This is a genomic window from Bacillus sp. FJAT-28004 (genome assembly GCF_001280845.1).
In the GTDB taxonomy this organism is placed as follows: Bacteria; Bacillota; Bacilli; order Paenibacillales; family Paenibacillaceae; genus Pristimantibacillus.
The window spans coordinates 356,738-377,749 of sequence record NZ_LGHP01000002.1; the positions used below are offsets into that span (position 1 = coordinate 356,738).

14 protein-coding genes are annotated in these 21,012 nt (G+C 42.2%); 10 read left to right on the plus strand and 4 right to left on the minus strand.

Translation table 11 applies throughout. The features are described 5' to 3' along the window. Nucleotides 1–78 precede the first annotated feature (78 nt). The 7 genes from AC787_RS23780 (at nt 79) to AC787_RS23810 (ending at nt 11,518) form a co-directional block, all read left to right on the plus strand. On the plus strand, nt 79–1,356 hold the full coding sequence (locus AC787_RS23780) for a Gfo/Idh/MocA family protein (RefSeq protein ID WP_054027456.1): 1,278 nt from the start codon (nt 79–81) through the stop codon (nt 1,354–1,356). A 23-nt stretch (nt 1,357–1,379) separates the two neighbouring features. Next, nucleotides 1,380–1,697, plus strand: a complete 318-nt coding sequence (locus tag AC787_RS23785; RefSeq protein ID WP_054027457.1) for an L-rhamnose mutarotase — start codon at nt 1,380–1,382, stop codon at nt 1,695–1,697. A 5-nt stretch (nt 1,698–1,702) separates the two neighbouring features. Then, entirely contained in the window at nt 1,703–3,304 is a 1,602-nt protein-coding gene (locus AC787_RS23790; protein ID WP_054027458.1) for a glycoside hydrolase family 43 protein, read from the plus strand. 328 nt (nt 3,305–3,632) lie between these two features. Then, nucleotides 3,633–8,678 (plus strand): S-layer homology domain-containing protein, encoded by a 5,046-nt coding sequence (locus AC787_RS23795; protein WP_054027459.1) that lies wholly within the window; start codon nt 3,633–3,635, stop codon nt 8,676–8,678. Nucleotides 8,679–8,939: 261 nt separating this feature from the next. Continuing rightward, the gene (locus AC787_RS23800; protein ID WP_054027460.1) at nt 8,940–9,713 is read left to right on the plus strand and encodes an SDR family NAD(P)-dependent oxidoreductase; all 774 of its coding nucleotides are present in this window, start codon (nt 8,940–8,942) and stop codon (nt 9,711–9,713) included. A gap of 34 nt (nt 9,714–9,747) precedes the next feature. Continuing rightward, nucleotides 9,748–10,659 (plus strand): fumarylacetoacetate hydrolase family protein, encoded by a 912-nt coding sequence (locus AC787_RS23805; protein ID WP_054027461.1) that lies wholly within the window; start codon nt 9,748–9,750, stop codon nt 10,657–10,659. Nucleotides 10,660–10,663: 4 nt separating this feature from the next. Then, the gene (locus AC787_RS23810) at nt 10,664–11,518 is read left to right on the plus strand and encodes an amidohydrolase family protein (RefSeq protein ID WP_054027462.1); all 855 of its coding nucleotides are present in this window, start codon (nt 10,664–10,666) and stop codon (nt 11,516–11,518) included. 302 nt (nt 11,519–11,820) lie between these two features. On the opposite strand, the gene AC787_RS23815 is transcribed toward AC787_RS23810, so the two are convergent. After that, on the minus strand, nt 11,821–12,768 hold the full coding sequence (locus AC787_RS23815; protein ID WP_054027463.1) for a DsbA family protein: 948 nt from the start codon (nt 12,766–12,768) through the stop codon (nt 11,821–11,823). 149 nt (nt 12,769–12,917) lie between these two features. On the opposite strand from AC787_RS23815, the gene AC787_RS23820 reads away from it, so the two are divergent. The 3 genes from AC787_RS23820 to pflA all read left to right on the plus strand — a co-directional run bounded on the left by AC787_RS23820 (nt 12,918) and on the right by pflA (nt 16,962). Beyond that, nucleotides 12,918–13,478: a TetR/AcrR family transcriptional regulator gene (locus AC787_RS23820; RefSeq protein WP_054027464.1), complete on the plus strand. Its 561-nt coding sequence runs from the start codon at nt 12,918–12,920 to the stop codon at nt 13,476–13,478. A 440-nt stretch (nt 13,479–13,918) separates the two neighbouring features. Further along, nucleotides 13,919–16,189: a formate C-acetyltransferase gene (gene pflB, locus AC787_RS23825; RefSeq protein WP_054027465.1), complete on the plus strand. Its 2,271-nt coding sequence runs from the start codon at nt 13,919–13,921 to the stop codon at nt 16,187–16,189. Nucleotides 16,190–16,224: 35 nt separating this feature from the next. Then, nucleotides 16,225–16,962 carry a pyruvate formate-lyase-activating protein gene (pflA, locus tag AC787_RS23830; protein WP_054027466.1) on the plus strand — a complete coding sequence of 246 codons (738 nt, stop codon included), beginning with the start codon at nt 16,225–16,227 and terminating at the stop codon, nt 16,960–16,962. A 319-nt stretch (nt 16,963–17,281) separates the two neighbouring features. Here the strand turns inward: pflA and AC787_RS23835 are convergent, their stop codons facing one another. Genes AC787_RS23835 through nirB form a run of 3 tightly spaced genes read right to left on the minus strand, consistent with a single transcriptional unit; the run spans nt 17,282 to nt 20,844 of the window. Next, nucleotides 17,282–18,061 carry a formate/nitrite transporter family protein gene (locus tag AC787_RS23835; RefSeq protein ID WP_054027467.1) on the minus strand — a complete coding sequence of 260 codons (780 nt, stop codon included), beginning with the start codon at nt 18,059–18,061 and terminating at the stop codon, nt 17,282–17,284. A gap of 57 nt (nt 18,062–18,118) precedes the next feature. Further along, nucleotides 18,119–18,436: a nitrite reductase small subunit NirD gene (gene nirD, locus AC787_RS23840; protein ID WP_054027468.1), complete on the minus strand. Its 318-nt coding sequence runs from the start codon at nt 18,434–18,436 to the stop codon at nt 18,119–18,121. Nucleotides 18,437–18,438: 2 nt separating this feature from the next. Further along, on the minus strand, nt 18,439–20,844 hold the full coding sequence (nirB, locus tag AC787_RS23845; protein ID WP_054027469.1) for a nitrite reductase large subunit NirB: 2,406 nt from the start codon (nt 20,842–20,844) through the stop codon (nt 18,439–18,441). Nucleotides 20,845–21,012: the final 168 nt, after the last annotated feature.

A 21,012-nucleotide genomic window follows, 5' to 3' on the forward strand; every position in this document is an offset into this window, starting at 1 on the left:
TTGAGGGAGCTATCCTACTCGTGGATATAGCGGGGGAAAGTTCCCTTTTCTATAGGCATTTAAGGAGTGGAAATGGATATGAGGAAAATTACAGCAGTGTTAATCGGGGCAGGGCAAAGAGGCGCGGGATCGTATGCTCCTTACGCATTAAAATATCCGGAAGAAATACAATTTGTTGCTGTTGCGGATACCGATCCAAAGCGGAGAGAGTTATTCCAGCAAGCACATTTTGTTCCAGAAGAGAATTGTTTTGCAAATTGGGAGGAACTTCTTGCAGGTCCTAAACTAGCGGATGCTATTCTAATTTGTACACAAGATAAAATGCATTTCGAACCTTCGATTAAGGCATTGGAGAAAGGGTATCACGTACTATTGGAAAAACCGATGTCACCCGATCCGTTAGAATGCATCATTATGGGTGAATATGCTGAGAAATATAATCGTGTATTCTCGATTTGCCACGTGCTTCGCTATACTGATTTTTTCTCCAAAATCAAAGAAATCATTGCGAGTGGACAGATTGGCAACCTTATTTCGATACAACATACGGAAAACGTGGAGCATCGACATCAGGCACACAGCTTTGTCCGAGGAAATTGGCGAGATTCGGAAGTGTCAAGCCCGATGATTCTAGCCAAAAGCTGTCACGACATGGATATCATTCAATGGCTGGTGGATTCGGATTGTACAAAAGTCTCTTCATTTGGCTCCTTGACTCATTTCAAAAAAGAGAATGCGCCGGAAGGAGCTCCTAAGTACTGTTTGGATGGTTGTCCTGTTCAAGATACATGCCCATATTATGCGCCTAAGACGTATCTGGAGCGGGATGACTGGGTAGGAGAAGTGCTCCGTGCCGTTGTTAGCAATGATACAAGCGACGAGGGTGTTCTTCGTCAGTTGAAAGATGGGATTTACGGGAGATGTGTGTATCATTGCGATAATAATGTGGTAGATCATCAGGTAGTTAATATGGAATTTGCCAATGAAGTAACTGTGTCCTTTACCATGAGTGCTTTTACTTTAGAAGGCGGTCGATCGATGAAGCTGATGGGCTCACTTGGACAAATTCGGGCGAGTACGGACAAGAATGTAATTGAAGTAACAAACTTTAGTACTCGCGAGACGGAAACAATCCAGTTAGATAATGATTTGGCAGGACATGGTGGAGGAGATAGCGGTATTATGCATGACTTTGTGCGATTGGTACAAAGCGACGGTAGGGATAAAGCACTTACCGGGGCAGACGCTTCTATTAAAAGTCATCTTATTGCATTCGCCGCGGAAAAATCGCGCTTGGAAAGCCGTGTCATTCTGATACCAGATTATATAGAGGAATTGAAAAAGATGGATAAATAAGTCGAAATAGTGAGGTGGTATCCGTGTCTACGACGCGCACAATCGTATGTAAAATAGCTAAGCTATATGCTGATCAAGTTGAACATTATGAGCAGCTTCATAACGAAATTCCCGAACTGAATAAGAAATATATGCAGGAAGCGGGCATTATTTCATTGCGAATTTTTCGGGAAGGATTAAGCCTGTTCATGATAGTGGAATCAGATTCCATGCTTGAAGTACCAGATAGATTCGTCGATCCTGTCGTTGAAGAGCGATGGCAGCAACTCACTGGTGCCTGTTTCTGGAACACGTGGGAAGATGCAAACGAAATATTCACATTTACGCGGAGGGAGGATTAAGCAGAATGAACTTTATTGAAGAAGCTAACTTTAAGAATCCGGTATTACCAGGCGACAATCCGGATCCTTCGATTGTGCGCGTCGGATCGGACTATTACATGGTAACGTCAACGTTCCAGTTTTTCCCTGGCGTTCAAGTTCTTCACTCTCAGGACTTGGTTCACTGGAAACCGATCGGTCATGTTATCACTCGCAAGAGTCAATTAGATTTGACTGGAATGCCGGATTCATTCGGCGTATTCGCGCCGGACATCTCATATTATGATGAGAAGTTTTGGGTCGTCGTGCCGTATTATCACGGGCAACCAAGATGTACGAATCTATTGTTTACCGCGGATCGTCCAGAAGGCCCTTATAGCGAAGCGATAGAGTTGAATCATCATTTTATTGATCCGTCTATCTTCAACGACGATGACGGAAAGCGCTACTTGGCATTCGGTGGCGGTTGGGTACATGAGATGGCGCGGGATGGCTCGCGACTCATCGGAGAAGCGAAGCAAGTATGGCCAGGAACTGGCGGTTCCGCCCCAGAAGCACCTCATCTAGTAAAGAGAAATGATTGGTATTATCTTATGCTCGCAGAGGGAGGCACTTTCTTCGAGCATAAGGAAACGCTAGCGAGGAGTCGTTCGATTTGGGGGCCTTACATACCATGTCCGCACAATCCAGTACTTACTCAGAAGGATCCAGAGAAACGCATTCAAAAAGCGGGCCACGGAAAATTGGTGCAGGATGAATCTGGAAGTTGGTGGATGTATCATCTTGGAGGCCGGCCTCTTACGCCTGGCGGTTTCTGCCCACTCGGCCGAGAAACGTTTCTACAGCCAGTGATTTGGACAGAAGATGATTGGTTCGTTGTCGGGGATGAGGGAATTCCGATGGATGAGATTACGATTCCGTACATGAAGAATATGGACGTATCGAACTTCGAATCGTTAGATACATTTTCTGGGAAGGAATTGTCTCCAGAATGGGAGTGGGTACGTCATCCAGTAGATGATGGATTCCGATTAACGCCTGAAGGACTTCGAATATTCTGTAAGCCGTTCATCCCCTATGGACTTCAATCTACACTTATTTTAACCCGGCGATGGAAGCATTTCGGCTTCGAAGTGACGACGAAGCTAGTATTTGATTCGAAGACCCGAGGAGAAGAAGCGGGATTGACTCTCTACCGTGATTCCGACGCGTTTCTGTTCTTCTCTATACGGAACGGACTCGGGCAAACTACTGGGCAGGCCTTCGATGTAAGTCGACGACATGAAAACCAGGAGATGGATGGACTCTACCTGGAGGTTGATCAATACGTTGCTGTCGGCAAAAAAAATCTCAAGAGGGTATCGCTCCCAATGGAAGCTTCCTCGGCAGTATGGCTCAAAGCGCAATTACACTCAGATTCGAAAACTTTCACTTTCTCTTATTCACTAGATGGGGAAACTTATACGGATATTGGAATGGAATTGTCTGCGGAATTTCTATTTCCCGAACGCCATACGCGATTTTTATGCTTTACGGCTCCTCGCGTCGGAATCTATGCGAAGGGCGTTAAGGGGCACATCGAAGGGAACTCGACCTTTGAATCGTTTGAATATAAAGGGTTAACTTAGTATTTGTTTACCTCGTAACATCAACAATTTAGAGGGAGATCCATTATTTAGAGGATGCTTTATCGAAATATGGGGGATTTTATCACTTTTTGTACTGTTAATTATACGAGTTGAAAGTAGTATGGAATTGTAGTCGGAATAAGAGATTTCAAATGTAACTGGGGGGGATTCAAATAGAGAAAATGATACATAGGTCCTTAGCTCCACTAAGTTTTTTCGTTTTGTAAGCGGTTTAACAAATGTAGTTGCTTGATCATCGAAGACTTATGAATAAGCTCAAAAACAGCTTTATACATGTTTATTTAATAAACGACTGGGGGAAAATGAAATGCTTAAAAAGCAATTAAGTTTTTTGATTGTTCTGAGTATGCTAATCACGACATTGCTAGGCTCGGGAGTTAGTGTACAAGCCTCAAGCATGACGGAAGGCAGAATACAAGCACAATTTTTTGTTTCACCAACCGGTAACGACACCAATAATGGGTCTTACGACCATCCATTCGCTACGATGCAAGCGGCTAGGGATGCCGTTCGCTTAATTAACGAAGAAATGACAGGAGATATTTACGTATTTATTGCTTCGGGCAATTATTATGTAAATGAGCCGATTACTTTCAATGAAAGTGATTCGGGAACAAATGGGTTCGACGTTATCTACAGAAATCTGGATGAATTGGGTAGCGCGCAATTTATCGGTGGTAATAAAGTGACATCGGCATGGGAGTCAGTAACTCGTACAGACGCGGATGCAGATTTACCTGCAGTTGCTGCAGGAAATGTGTATAAAACGAATGTGGGAACAGAAGTAGACTTCAATACATTATATGTAAATGATGCCCGTGCAACGATGGCACGCACGAAAAATAAAAAGGTTGACCCTAGATTTCCAGCTTCGTCCACTGAATATATGAGATCAGCCGGCGGTGGAATTTCTTCATTAGTGTATAAAGCGGCTGATCTGGATGCAGAATCATTAGCTGGCTTAGTAAATGCACAGACGCGCGGCGAGTTAGATGCACAAGTATATATGTGGGACGGGGGATACTGGGATTGGATGACAGATACGATTCCGGTAGCGGGTATTAATACTTCATCACATACATTGACCTACAAAACAGTGCCAGGAGAACCGCATAAATATCGTCCGAAATATGCAACAGGAACTAACGCTAGATACTTTTTACAGGGGAATTTAGGTTTTTTGGACCAACCAGGAGAATATTATTATAACAAAAAAACGGGATATCTCTATTACTATCCGCTAGCTGATTCGGGAAATATAGAAGATCAGAATATCGTCATCCCTGCTGTAGAAAAAATCATCGATATTAAAGGTGAATCTCGTACAAGCATGGTATCGCATATAACATTCAGCGGTTTAACATTTAAAGATACGAATTTCCCTGACTATTATGCCTACGGTTGGAACTGGGGAGATGCTGGTGTTGGCTTAGGGTACTACCCGCCAGAAGCAGCTAATAGCACACAACCGTCATATGCTGAACAATCTGAAAGAGTAGAGTTTCAGGTTGGTGTTATTACATTGTCCAACACGAATAACATCACAATATCCAAAACGCATATTAAAAATGCGGGTATGTTTGGAATAGAGCTTTATTTGGCCAACCAGCATACGATGATTGAAGATAGCCTTATCGAACATACCGGACATGGCGGTGTTAATATCGAGGGCGGTTACCCTGGCACTGGCGGAGATGATAATGGAGATGGGTATAGCAGAGATAACACCGTTACGAATTCGATTATTCACGATATCGGTCAGTTAGTTGGTCAAACTGCGGGTGTTACGATCAATAATTCAGGTTATAACACGCTTTCACATCTGGAAATTTACAACACGCCAAGAAGAGGAATATTTATTACAGGCGGTTATAACCGCAATCCTAACGTAGATTTTCCTAACGGTGATAAAAATTATAATATTATGACTGATTTATATGCCCATCACAACAACTTCTCATACATCTACCTGCACGATAGTCAACAAGATGGCGGAGATGATGGCGCATTCTTCTCAATGAATTTATACAGAGGTTCAGGCCAATCCAAACCTAACTATATTAATCAGATGATTATAGACAATGTAGGATCTAACCCTAGTATGACGGACTTCGCACCTAACGGCATCAATTTGGATGTAGGGGCTTCTGGGTTTGAACTCAGTAATCTAAAAGTAGTAAATCCTCAGAACTTTAATGTTGAATTGAACACGATCTATCAATATGGAGACAGCATAAAGCTAACAAACACCAATATTGATTATGGTTCTCTTGTTAGTCAAATCGGTACTTTTGACGATACTTTAATGGAGTATGATCTAATTGGCGTTACGAAGAATTTCCCAAGTGCCTATTTGCGAGCTAGCCATATCGTAAGTGAACCAGATGATATTTATTTCAAGGAAGATTTTGAAAATGGTATTGAATTTTCGAAATGGTCATACAAAGGTACTGTACCAGTGATTACAACCGAATGGATGTCAGAGGGCGTTCTCGATGGTAAGCAAGGCCTAAAAGTCGATAGCAATAAAGCGACAGGTGCGAAGCCAGTACTGTACAGAAGCTTTACGGATGACCTAAATAAAATTGTTACCGTAAAAATGTTTGATAGACAAAATAATAATCTCGCTTCTTACGATTCTGGGGTTCAAAATTCCTCAAGAGTCAAATCACTAGCAAGAGCAGATGACGGTACTCATATTCTCGGTCTAGGAATAGATGCGGTTGTGGATAGCAACTATTATGTTATGTCCAATGATGGTGCGGTAACATCAACTGCTGTTCCTCGCACATATGGTTGGCATGAGCTGAAATGGGATTATACAAGTGGCAGCGATGTGAAACTGTATATCGATGATGTATTGGTCTCCACTACTACTACATTGACAAGTTTCAATAACGTTTCGATCGGTTCTGAAGATGGTTTCGGCATCAGTTATTACGACCAGCTGTATATTTATGGCGGGGAAGATGCAGCTGATCCTGGCTCAATATCCACACCTACCGCACCAGCTTATGATTCATCTAATGACAATGTGATACGGTTGGATGAAAGTTTTGAAGATGGTGTCACGCCGGACTTCGCTCCGAATAATAGATCGACAATGAGCGTTATTGCTGATTCAAACGATCCGGATAATAAAATATTGGAAAATGTTAATGCAGATGGATCGAACTTTTATGAAACAGGTGCGTCATGGAATAACTATATATTTAATTTGAAGTGGAAGTTTGGTGGATGGGGTACAGAAAATGTACTTGGACAAGCATATGATAATTTCACCATCTATGTAATGACCGCAGTTATTAATGGAACAACAGCAAAAAATCCTGCAGCCTATCAAGTGATCTACAGAAGAAATAAAAATGGCACAAACGGATTTCCAGCAGGAACTCCATATTTCGAAGTGAATAAGCATACTTCTTCAAGTGATATCTCGCTCGGGAAGAGTGCGGTACCAGAAGGATTCGTTGCTACCGACTGGCATGATCTCCAAATCCAGACGTACGGCGGTAAAGTCGGGTTTGTTGTAGACGGATCCACATTATTGACAGTAGACGATGGAACCTACACTTATGGCGGAGTAGGTTTTGGAGGAATTAATTCAACGGTTTACATGGACGATTTCAAGATTACTTCAAATCCGACCTACGTAAATTATGGTACTAATTTCAATTTGGGTAATGCAACAATATCCGGTGATTTTAATCCAACCTGGTATCAGTATGAAGCATCTATTAACGATGATTCACAGCCGATCACCTTGGTTAGACCTGAGCCGATATTGGCTGGATCAAGCACAAAGGTGGAGCTCAATGGTAATGATATAACGGATCAATTTACCGATTATACAACAGCAATAGAACTGCCTAACTTAAAGTATGGAAGAAACACTTTAGTTTTATCGGAAATTACATCAGCAGGCACGAAAACGTATACGATTCATATCGAGAAAACGTATAAGATTTCGTCGATTGAAACTATCGATTCTTTGACTACTGAACTGGGAACGGCTCCGTCCTTACCAGTTACAATCGATGTTACTTTTGAGGATGAAAGTATTAAAACGTTAGGAATTAAATGGGATCATGTAAAGCCTGCACAATATAAGCAGACAGGAATGTTTACAGTAAGTGGACAATTAGTGGGCATAAATGAAACAGTCAGTGCAACTGTAAACGTTGTAGGACTCGAGTCCATTAGTGAACTTGAAGATGTTATCACGACTGTAGGTACAGCACCAACGTTAGCAGAAACGATTAGCGCACAATTTACTGATGGACCTCAAGATTTAACGTTAACGTTTGTTGAATTTGATCCAGCTATGTATGCAAATGCAGGTACAATTATTGCAGTTGCTAACGTTGAAGATTATCCGGGTAATGTTTTGCAAAAAGTGATCGTGCAATCAGCACCTTCAACATCAGACGACTTGACGGCGCCGAATTGGCCGGCAAATACGACAGCAACGGCTACAAAAATTACGACGAATGGCTTAACTTTGAGTTGGACGGCTGCAATTGATGCTGTCGATGTCACTCAGTACAAAGTCACTTGGGACGGCGGCAATAAAAACGTCACAGTTAATGGAGCTGCGAATTCCGTTGATATCTCGGAATTGAATGCTGGAACGAAGTACAGCTTTAAGATCGAAGCGGGTGATGCAGCGGGAAATTGGAGTACTAATGGTCCAGTTGTAAGCGTCGAAACGAATAGCGGCGGAAACGGTGGAGACCCAAGTACAGGTACACCGGGAGATGGAGGTAATACTCCAGATCCAGGAGATACAAACGGCAATGGCGGAGAGCCATCTACTGGTATCGTATTAACGGATGTTTCTGGTCACTGGGCGAGGGCGTCTATCGAAGAAGCGATTAAGCTTGGATTCATTGCAGGCTATACAGATGGTACGTTCCGACCGAATGCACAAACGACACGTAGCGAATTTGCGGCTATGTTGAGTCGAGCGTTGAAGTTGGAAGGAGAAGGTAAGAAATTAACTTTTGCCGATCTTGAGAAGATCCCAGCCTGGGCTATTCCATTCATTGCTCGTACGACAGCTGCAGGCATATTACAAGGCTATGGCGATCAAACATTCCAGCCGGATCGTAACATTACAAGGGCAGAAATGGCGGTCATGATCGCTCGTGCGTTAGAGCTCAAGGTCGATCCGAATGCGAAGACAAGTTTTGCCGATGCGAACACCATTCCTGCGTGGGCAAAAATTTATGTAGCTGCTGCAAATGAAGCGGGTATCATTAAGGGACGAGGAAATAACCGATTCGCACCGAATGAGAATGCAACAAGAGCGGAAGCGGTAACGATGGTCTTGGCGATGTTGAATAACAAATAGTAGGTTAACTACGAAAGGAGGAAGGTATTTTACTTTCCTCCTATTTTTTTGTCGCAAGGATAACTAAATGATTGTTTACCGTATATCATCAACAAATTGAAGAAAAAGCAACTTTTTAGGGATGCTCTTGTTGAAATATCCGAGAATTAATTGTTTTTTGCTCTGTTAATTATACCAGTACAACTGTAATGTTTAGTTACACTAGAATTATTAACCGATTTGTAACCAGATCATTAAGAGATTCTAAGGAGGCAGTCATATATGAGGTTAGAAAACAAAGTTATTCTAATTACAGGTTCCGGTTCTGGTATCGGCAGAAGCACGGCATTGTTATTCGCTCGTGAAGGCGCAACTGTAATTGTGAATGATCTCAATGAAGTCAATGGAACAGAGACGTTGAAGGATATTCATACTGCCGGAGGAAAAGGTCACTTCATCTGTGCAGACGTGACAAATCCGGAATCTGTATTGCAGATGGTAGATCAAATCATTGAAAAATACGGTCAGATTGATGTGTTATTTAACAATGCGGGAATTAGTGGTGTCGGAGCTTTGGATGAAATAGAGCCCGATGCATGGGACCGAGTTATTCAGGTCAATATTCGTGGTGTATACTTGCCTTCCAAATATGTGCTTCCGCATATGATGAAACGCAGATCTGGTAACATCATTAACATGTCCTCCTGCGTTGCAGAAATCGGACTTGCCAGACGGGCATCATATTCCGCAACTAAGGGAGCAGTATTGGCGCTGACGAAGTCCATGCAAGTGGATTACGCATCATACAATATCCGTGTAAATGCCCTTCTACCCGGTACAATCCTAACACCATTCGTTGAGAACTATTTAAAAACATCTTACGATGATCCAAAAACTGCAATTGATTCACTCAAGAAACGCCAGCTCAGCGAGGAGCTCGGCTTACCTGATGATGTTGCTCAAGCTGCATTATTCCTCGCTTCAGACGAATCGAAATTTATGATGGGTTCTCCTCTGTATATCGATGGAGGCGCTACTTTCGGAAAAAATGCGTAAATAACAGTAACCGACAAAGGTGGGGGATTTAACAATGAAATTATTAACATTCATTAACAACGGAGAATACCAACTAGGAGTCAAAACAGAAAAAGGTATTCTGGATGTTGCAAACGCATTATTAGATATACCTATGCACAATGGAGAATCCGTGCCGCTGACCGTTCACGAAGTTATCAACGGTGGTGAGGCAGCGGTTACGGCACTTGCTCAATTCACAGCACAAGCACTAGAGAAGTCTGGCGACGATTGTTCCTACTTGCTTGATGAAGCGAAGCTGACGCTCGGGCCATGCGTGACCCATCCGAATAAGATCATTTGCGTAGGTCTTAACTATCGCAAGCATGCGGAGGAAACGAATGCAGCGATCCCGCAATACCCGATTCTATTCAATAAATTCAACAATACATTAACGGGTCATGGCGACGATATTCCACTTCCGAAAGTGACGACGAAAGTCGATTATGAAGCGGAGCTCGTCATCGTTATCGGTAAAACTGCAAAGTATGTTACCAAAGAGGATGCGCTTAGCCATGTGTTTGGTTATTGCAGCGTGAACGATTTGTCTGCACGAGACTTGCAGCTGAGAACACAGCAATGGTTGCTAGGCAAGTCATGTGATAAATTCTCTCCACTTGGACCGTATCTAGTTTCGGCGAATGAAATCGGAAATCCGAATGATCTGGATATTAAATGTACGGTCAACGGACAGGTTCGCCAGCATTCCAATACGTCGGATATGATCTTCCCTTGTGACGAGATCGTGAGTTATATATCACAGCATATGACACTCGTACCTGGGGACATTATATTAACTGGAACACCTGAAGGCGTCGTTCTCGGTTATCCGGAAGATAAACAGGTTTACTTAATGGATGGAGACATCGTCACGATTGAGATTGAGAAGTTGGGTAAGCTGACGAATCGGCTTGTTAGCGAGGTTTAATAATATGAGAATTGATGCTCATCAGCATTATTGGCAATTAGATCGAAACGATTATGGATGGCTTACACCAGAGGTACCTACACTTTATCGGGATTTTATGCCTAATGACCTTGCAGAATCATTAAATCGGCATGGAATAACGAAAACAATTGTTGTCCAAGCTGCTGCCACTGTTGAGGAAACCGAATTTCTTCTAGGTTTGTGCAAGACGTATGATTCAATAGCTGGTGTAGTGGGTTGGTTGGATTTTGAGCAGGACAATTTCGTGGAAACATTTGAACGATTACGTAAAGATCAATATTTTATCGGTGTCCGTCTCATGCTTCAAAGTATAGATGCTATGGAATACTTGCAACGTCCTCAAGTTATTCAAAATTTAAGATGGTTGGAGAAATTGGGATTCCCTGTAGATTTATTAATCCACGCTGCCCAATTCCCTGCTGTACTAAAATTACTCGAGCTTGTACCTAATTTAAATGCGGTCATTGACCATATGGGTAATCCACAAATTTCTCAGCAAGAAGTATCACCTTGGCAAGAGTGGATTACGGAAGTCACCCAATTTCCGCAGCTGTATTGTAAACTATCAGGCATGGTTACCCAAGGGAATATTTCAGATCGGGTAGAGTCTGATTATAGCTTTTATGTGGAACATGTCATAAAAACATTCGGATTGAAGCGAGTCATGTTCGGCAGTGATTGGCCAGTTTGTCTACTTGCAGCAAGCTATGATCAGACAGTTGGCAGTTTGCATTATAATTTACCCAAAGAGCTTACAGATCAACACTTAGACGATGTTTTTGGCAATAATGCGATTCGATTTTATCAATTGGAAATACTTTACAATTCTAGCATATAGATTTGCAGCTCCACTGCTAAGACTCCTAGAGATAAGGATATTCATTTTGCATAAGAGATTCCGTTTGGTTTTTTTTCTGTATACACACTCAACACATGTGGAGTGCTGTGTGTCGCTAGTTAGTAATTAGCATTTTAAGAGTCGCATATACCCACCTGTTAAAGCCCGAACGTATGCTACATTCGGGCTTTTATATTTATAGAATAGAAGGAGTTGTAACTACACAGCAGAACTTCCCGGACTAGAGCTCTCGTTGCAATAAGCAAGTCCTAGTGCAACTAAGTATTTCTGTTATGCTAAAGTCAGCTAATCTGTTCTTCGTTGATACTTTTTGTAAAATACAATTCCCCTAAAATATCGTTCACTAGATAACGATTTGTTGGAAGCTCTTGTTCAATAAAAGATTTAACATCTGTTTGTTCAATATCATACATTACTTCAATTTCTTTGGAGAAAAGAAGTTTTTCTTTATCAAACAAGCTAGAAAGGGAAGGGAGTGGTTTGGGTTGTAATTCTTCGAGATTTAGAACTTTTTTCAAACCGTTAACATAGTATTCCAACGGGCGGCTGCCAACAATTTTTACGCCTTTATTTTCCTCATTGGTCATAATAATAGTCGGGAAGCCTCTGACACCCAGGTTTTTAACTAGTTCAAAATCTTCATATAACAATTGATGACCGATCTGTTGTTCAGCTTCATTTACAATAATTTTTCCATCAAGTCCGATTTTATTTACGATTTCAATCATAACGGATTTTTCTGAAATATTTTGATTAAATGCAAACAGTGCTTCTCTTGAACGGCGTAAATATTCCGATGCTATTGCATCAGTATGATTTTTTTGAATTACCTTAAATACACGAGACGGCGGGTAAGATGATTGAACCGGATTGTCAATCATTAAAGTCCCGTCAATCGGCATTCTGGAATATTCCCCAACTTCTCTCCAATGAACAGCCACATCGGCCGGTTTATTAATTCCGTTAGCAGGATCGATTGGTCCGTCATGCCATTTTTCCAGCAAGCCACCCATCTCCGTATGAAAGTTGAAGTAATCTCCATACTGCTCTAGAAAACGACGAAGAACAGGCTCAAGTGCCCAGCAATGCGAACAAATCGGATCGGTCACATAATAAAGATTAACCGCTTTTTTGGGTTGATTAAAATCAACAACCTCTATTTCTTCCTCGCCAGCTACTCCGCATACACCTGTTTTTAGATCACAAACCATATTATCATTGTTCGGCATTATATTTTCCTCATTTCACGACATACATATTTATTTGCTTGCAATTGAATTTTAAATCATAATAAAAATCATTAATACCAATAGTTCTGTGGATTTGTCGTTTATACAACACATTTAAGAACTTGTTTAAAAAGTAGGAGGTTAACAAAATGACTGAATCAAAGACGGACCCCCGGGTTCTACGTACCCGCAAATTAATTATGGATTCTTTCATTGAACTTTCGGGGAAGAAGGAATTTAAAGATATTACTATAAAGGATTTAACTACAGAAGCTATGATTAATCGCGCAACTTTTTATTATCATTTTGAAGATATATATGACTTATTGGAAAGAGTACTGTCAGAAGTATTGTTAGTTAAGTTGAATTATGATTTCTATCAAAATGAAGAACTAAATGAAGAAGTATTTGTAAGCATCTTTGAATCCGTAACAAATTTTCAAAAGTCATTATCCAGTCGTTGCCATAGAGGTTACGAAGATACCATTGCCCGTATTATTAGGGAACAGCTCGAAATTATTTTTTACAAAATGTTGTTAAAGCAACATAAAACTGAAAAGGATGAAGCTCTAAAACTTACAGCTGTCCTATTAAGCTGGGGAATTTACGGGGCTTCTGTAGAATGGAGAAGAAATAGTCAGAAGACATCGCCGGAAGAATTTATCAAATTAGCGATTCCTTATATACGGACTGGAGTCGATAGAATTTAAGGTGGTCAAAAAAATTGAAAATCGTAAAGGGGCACATGCTCATACGTGGTGTACTCCGTCTTTTTTCTTCAACTCGTCTTTTTGCCCTCTCTGCTTTTCCCCACTGTGATAGTGCTTCTCTCTAAATCTCCATTTGAACAAATTTTGACGGATGTGGATCATTTCTTCTCATAAATATATTTTTTGCAGATAAATACCGTTCATTGTGATAAATGTCATAGTTAGCAGATCGTGATTTCGATATGATTAAGCCATCAATGAGATGCAAGATTCCTAAGAAGATCTCCTAGGAGGAGAAGCCGATGGCTGGACGTACTTACTCATGCGATTGAATCGTATGTGTCGGTAATTGCGAGTGATTATACAGATGGACTAGTGTTTCATGCGATTCGTTTTGAGATGTTTGGATACTCAGCTGTACAAAATGGAGGTGCTAAGTGATGGCTAAAACAGAAAAGGAAATCATGAAGCAGACTGGATCACAAGAGGCATGGCGAGGTTTTGCAGCAGGGAACTGGCAGGAAAAGGTCGATGTCCAATCTTTTATTGAAAGTAACATTACTTCATATGAAGGTGACGAAAGCTTCTTAACAAGCCCAACGGAAAGTACCGTAGCGCTGTGGGCACAGGTTAGTGAACTGCTCAAGGAGGAGCGGGACAGAGGCGGCGTACACGATATTGATGTCAATACAGTATCCAGCATTACGTCGCATGAACCCGGATATATTGATCAGGCTAAAGAAAAGATAGTTGGATTGCAAACCGATGCTCCATTGAAACGTGCCGTTCAGCCATTTGGCGGAGTAAGAATGGCAGCTGATGCTTGTGAAGCTTACGGTTATAAGCTATCGCCAGAGATTGAGCGCATATTTACCGAACTGCGGAAAACGCATAACCAAGGTGTTTTCGATGCTTACACGACTGAAATGCGCGCTGCGCGTAAAGCCGGCATCATCACAGGTTTGCCAGACGCTTATGGTCGTGGTCGGATTATCGGAGACTATCGCAGAGTTGCACTATATGGTGTTGATCGCCTCGTTAAAGCTAAGAAAGAAGAACTTCTCCAATTAGAAGAAGACGCTATGATAGGGAATGTCATTTTACTTCGCGAAGAGCTTTCCGAGCAAATACGCAGTCTAGCCGAATTGAAGCAAATGGCTGCTACGTATGGCTACGATATTGCTGTACCTGCTGCCAATGCGCATGAAGCTGTACAATGGCTATACTTTGCCTATCTTGCCGCAGTAAAGGAACAAAACGGAGCAGCGATGAGTCTTGGACGTGTATCCAGCTTCCTAGACATTTTTATCGAACGTGATCTACAAGAAGGCGCAATAACAGAACACGATGCTCAAGAGCTAGTAGACCATTTTGTTATGAAGCTGAGAATTGTGAAATTTCTACGTACGCCAGATTACAATGAGTTGTTCAGCGGAGACCCAACTTGGGTAACTGAAGCTGTCGGCGGCATGGGGCTAAACGGGAAGTCATATGTGACGCGCAACTCGTTCCGATTCCTTCATACGCTTTACAATCTCGGACCTGCGCCTGAACCTAACTTGACGATTCTTTGGTCAACAGCGTTGCCAGATAACTTCAAAAAGTATTGTGCACGCGTCTCGGCCGAAACTAGCTCGATCCAGTACGAAAACGATGATCTTATGCGTCCGCATTTTGGAGACGATTATGGAATTGCATGTTGTGTATCGGCTATGCGTATCGGGAAACAAATGCAATTTTTCGGTGCACGTGCCAATCTTGCTAAGGCATTGCTTTATGCGATAAACGGTGGCGTAGATGAGACACTTGGCGTGCAAATCGGTCCGGCTATTAAACCATTAACGTCGGAAGTGCTGGATTATGAAGAGGTGAAGGCAAACTTCGAGATCGTTCAGGATTGGCTTGCAAAGCTGTATATGAATACACTGAACGTCATTCACTACATGCATGATAAATACTGCTATGAGCGAATTGAAATGGCGCTTCACGACAGAGATATCGTAAGAACGATGGCATGCGGTATAGCAGGATTATCAGTTGTAGCCGATAGCTTAAGCGCCATCCGCCACACGAAAGTTCGTCCGATTCGTAATGAAAAGGGAATTGCGATTGACTTTGAAATTGAAGGTGAATACCCGCAATATGGCAACAATGATGACCGTGTTGACCAAATAGCTATTGGGCTGGTAGAAGGATTTATGGCCCGTCTTCGCACGCATAAGACGTACCGTAATGCGATTCCGACATTGTCAGTGCTTACGATTACTTCAAACGTCGTTTACGGAAAGAAAACGGGAAGCACGCCAGACGGCCGCAAAGCAGGTGAGCCTTTTGCTCCAGGTGCTAACCCTATGCACGGACGTGATCGAAAAGGGGCGCTCGCTTCACTGGCTTCGGTCGCAAAAATTCCTTATGAACACAGCTTGGACGGTATTTCGAATACTTTCTCGATCATTCCTAAAGCACTAGGCAAAGAAGACAATGTACGCTACAACAATCTTGCTGCAATGCTGGACGGTTATGCGATAAGCGGCGGTCATCATCTCAATGTCAACGTCTTTAATCGAGAGCAGCTTATGGACGCGATGGAGCATCCAGAAAATTATCCTCAGCTTACGATACGTGTATCGGGTTATGCCGTAAACTTCATTAAGTTGACAAGAGAGCAACAAATGGATGTCATTAGCCGCACGTTCCATGGGGAAATCTAACAACTTGAATCTACCATCGAAAGGAGCGTGCCTGCATGAAAGGTCGCATTCATTCCATGGAAACGTTCGGCACCGTGGATGGCCCCGGTATACGCTTTGTCCTGTTCATGCAGGGATGCGCACTGCAGTGCCGGTTTTGCCATAATCCTGACACATGGGATACCGCAACAGGGCGACAAGTAACTGTCGATGAAATCCTCCAAGAGATTGAGCCCTATTTACCTTACTACAGGGGTTCTGGAGGAGGGATCACAGTTACAGGAGGAGAACCAACACTTCAAGCTCCATTCGTCGCTCAACTGTTTAAAGCTTGCAAGGAAAGGTTTGGCTTGCATACAGCATTGGATAGTTCAGGATTTTGCGATACGACTAACGCTTCCGAACTTATCGATTATACAGATCTTGTATTGCTTGATTTGAAGCAGATCAATAAAGAAAAGCATGAGTGGCTTACTACACAGCCTAACGATCGGATACTAACATTCGCTAAATGGTTGTCAGAGCGTAATAAGCCGGCTTGGATCAGGCATGTGCTTATTCCGGGTATTACTGACCAACCTGAGGATTTGATCGCATTAGGTGAATTTATGGGACAACTTGCTAATGTTGAGAAATTTGAATTACTGCCATATCATCGTATGGGCGTATATAAATGGCAGCAGCTTGGACGGGTTTATGAGCTAGAAGGAGTACCAACGCCCAGCGATCGGGAAGTCGAACGTGCTAGGCAAATAATCGAGGAAGCTCGAAAACTTGCGTCATATCGTTCATAGTTACCGTATAATCTAAGACGCGCAACAATTGCGCGTCTTTTTTTTGTGTGCGCGCGGCATGGGCAATGTCTCAAGGGTTAAAGTCCCGAATGGCGAAAGCAGTAGTAGCCATAGCTTAAGGCAAGGTTGTCCATCGTGAGGTGGAATCTGAAGGAAGCCGCTGGCAAATCTACAAATAATCAGGAACACCTAAACCCACTGTTTTTAATGTCTATATGAAAAAATGACCTAAATTCCACTTCCTTGATAACAAAAAACATGAGCTCTGTGGGACGGAGCTCATGTCTGTATATACCATAACGTTCTCTAGCGGTAGAATCTATAATTTTCGTACGGGTGAAATTCTCCAATATGCCAAGCCTACAAATAATGTACCCCCGACCATATTTCCAAGTGTGACAGGCAGCATATTATGCAGCCAGCCTACTAGATTAATGGCTTCAGGATGATTAGGCAGCAGCATTGCAACGCTTAGAAGCGTCATATTTGCAACACTATGCTCATATCCGCTGCCAATAAAAGCGAATAAGCACCACCATATCGCGAGCATTTTCGCTCCTTCACTTTTCAAGCGCATACTCATCCAAATTGCCAAACAAACTAACCAATTACAGAGTATCCCTCGAAAAAACAATTCACTAAATGGAGCCGTCATCTTCTTGGCAGCAGAGCTGAAAATCAAATGATCAGCTGGTGCAGCATCAAATAGTCCTGCTGCTTTTACAAGTAACGCAAGTATAATGGCTCCTAGCAAATTTCCGATAAATACAATGATCCAATTTGACAAAGTATCCTTTATCGTTGTTTTCCCTGCTAAAGTACTAACAGTATAAATCATGTTGTTGCCAGTAAACAATTCTGCCCCGGCAATAATAACTAATGTCAGCGCGATCCCGAAGCTTGCTCCCATTATAAGCGATTGGTAGGGCGAGTTCGCTTGTGCTAACGGTGCTCCGAGAGAAAAAATAAGAATAATGCCTAATCCCACATAAGCACCGGCTAATAAAGTTGCAATAAAATAACCGATCGGATGCTGCTTCATATAATCACGCTTTACTGCACCTGCTTCAGCAATCGTTTCTACGCTCTGTTTGTACATGTGCATTCCTCTTTTACGTAGGGTTCAAAGCTTCTATCTACTCAGGTGTAATCATTGCTAAACAAAGATGTATACCTTGCCATGATCAATTGAAGTGTCATACGTTGCTACACATCCATCATCTGGCTCTTGAACCTTTCCATCGAGCAAGGAAACCTTGTATTCATGAAGTGGACAGAACACATACTCACCAGAAACAATGCCTTCAGCAAGCGGCCCATGCGTATGAGGACAAACCCCGCCAATTGCCTTAACACGATCATCCAGCAAGCGAAAAACGGCAATTTTATTGCCATCTACAACGATTTCACGTCCAATTCGCTGCTGCATCTCATCAAAATTTGCGACAAATATTTTCTGTTTGACTTGATTCATTGTTATCCTCTCCCCACAGTATAGAGTGCTTTTTCCATGCTTTCATTCTCACGAACAGTTGTCCATGGATCATTGCGTTTGCCAGCGACTGCCTCATCCAGCTCTGCAAGCAAATCCTTGCACTGTTCCCGGTCTAGCAGGACAGATTTGATATGATCGAATCCAAGTCTTTCCACCCACGGTGCAGTACGTTCCGCATAGATTCCCGTTTTGCGATAGTATTGAATCATTGCTCCACAAAGATCAATAACCTCTTGCTCAGTCTCGACCGTTGTTAGCAGATGTGCCTCCTTTATTTCGGTTCCACCATTTCCTCCTATATAAATTTGGAAGCCGTTCTCTAAACCTATGACACCAAAGTCTTTCACTCCACTCTCTACGCAGCTGCGAGGGCAAGCAGAAACTCCCATTTTAAACTTATGCGGTGTGTCAATATACTCGAAGCGCTCCTCGAGCTTAATGCCGAGTCCCATTGAATCCTGCGTACCAAATCTGCAAAAATTAGCTCCGACACAAGTTTTGACAGAGCGCATTGCTTTGGCATAGGCGGAAGCAGATGTCATGTCTAGTTCCTCCCAAATATCAGGCAGATCTTCCTTCTTCACACCAAATAAGCCAATGCGCTGACTACCTGTTATTTTAACAAGCGGGACCTGATACTTGTCTGCAACCTGTGCAATTTTCAACAATTGCTGTGGCGTTGTTTTTCCGCCTCGCATTCTTGGAATAACAGAGAAGCGACCATCCTTTTGGATGTTTCCATGCATACGTTCATTGACAAAACGAGATTCTTTTTCATCAATATGTTCTTTGGGGAACGTAACATGGAGGTAGAAATTAATTGCTGGACGACACTTGGAGCATCCCTCAGCGTTACGGAAGTTTAGCTCATGGAATACCTCTTTCGTTGTCGTTAAGTTTTTTTGATGGATCTGCAGTACAATCTCGTCTCTCGTTAAATGAGTACAAGCACATATACCAGTAGGTGCCGTTGTAACTTTATCTCCTATCACATGAGTTAATAGTTCGTTGATGGTAGATTTACATTTGCCACAGGAATTCCCAGCCTTAGTGCAACGTGTAACCTCCGCAACAGAAGTTAATTGCTGAGCATGAATCGCTTGAACAATTGTGCCCTTCGTCACACCATTACAGCCGCACACCGTATCTGCATCGTCCCAATCTGCAACACTCATGCTTGTCTCACCACCCGCTGAAGCCAGCAGTGTCACAGGATTGAGTGTCGTAATATCAACCCCATCTCGTAGCATTTTATAGTATCGATTTTCCTCTGAAGTATCGCCATAAAGAACGATGCCAACTACTCTATTATTTTGTATATAAAGCTTCTTGTAGCTATTAGCCAAACCATTATATGCTTCAATACCTTTAATATCATCACTCTCATGAATGATTCCTGCTGAGAAAAGATCACAACCTGATACCTTTAAAGAGGTGGAAACTGTGCTGCCTCGATAGCCTTCTGTTGCTCGATCTGTCAAAACATCCGCCAACACTTTTGCCTGTTCATAAAGTGGTGCCACAAGTCCATACACCATATGATTATGCTGGGCACATTCACCCACAGCATAGACGCCCTCAGCACTCGTCGCCATAAAATCATCAACAACAATCCCGCGCTCAACGTTCAAACCAGCTTCTTTGGCTAGCCCTGTTACTGGTCTAATTCCAACGGACATCACAACCAGATCTGCTTCTAGAACACTACCGTCACTAAATTCAATTGCTTCTACTTTTGTTGTTCCTAGTATTCGAGCTGTTTTTTTCTTCATTAAAAATTTAATGCCTTGCTGCTCCAAATCCTTTTTCAGCAGTTGTCCTGCTTGCTCATTTAGCTGGGTTTCCATTAGCCATTTTTCCAAGTGTACAACAGTTACCTCCATGCCTTGGTCTATTAAACCTTTGGCTGCTTCAAGACCTAACAATCCTCCGCCAATCACTGCTGCTCGTTTGCAGCTTTTAGCCTTCTCAATCATTTGTATGGTATCGTCAATCGTGCGGAAACCCACCACTCCTTGAAGCTGTGCACCCTCAATTGGTAAAATAAAGGCTCTCGAGCCTGTAGCAATAATACATTTGTCATACGTTATACATGTTCCACTTGCTGTTGTTACTCGTTTATTTTCTGTATCTATTCGTACAGCAGGGTCGTGGTGAACAAGCCGAATGCCATTGTCCTTGTACCATTGCATTGGATTGGTAATAATCTCATCGACCGTCATCTTTTTCTGCAATACATTGGATAACATAATGCGATTGTAGTTTGTGTAGGGTTCTTCGCCAATAATCGTTATTTCATATTTGGTGGAGTTGCGTTCCAAAATTTCTTCAATCGTTCTTACGCCCGCCATGCCATTTCCGATTAACACTAGTTTTTCAGTCCTCATAGCAATCCTCCTCATTGTGAAATAATTCACTTATATTGTGAAAAGTTTCACGTTCATTGAGTTGATTGTATCATATATTTGGAAATTCGTAAATTAAGGAAATCGTAGGATTACAAAAAAAAGAAATATATCCTTTTCCGGAAGCTTCACAGGAGCAGCCCGACGAAT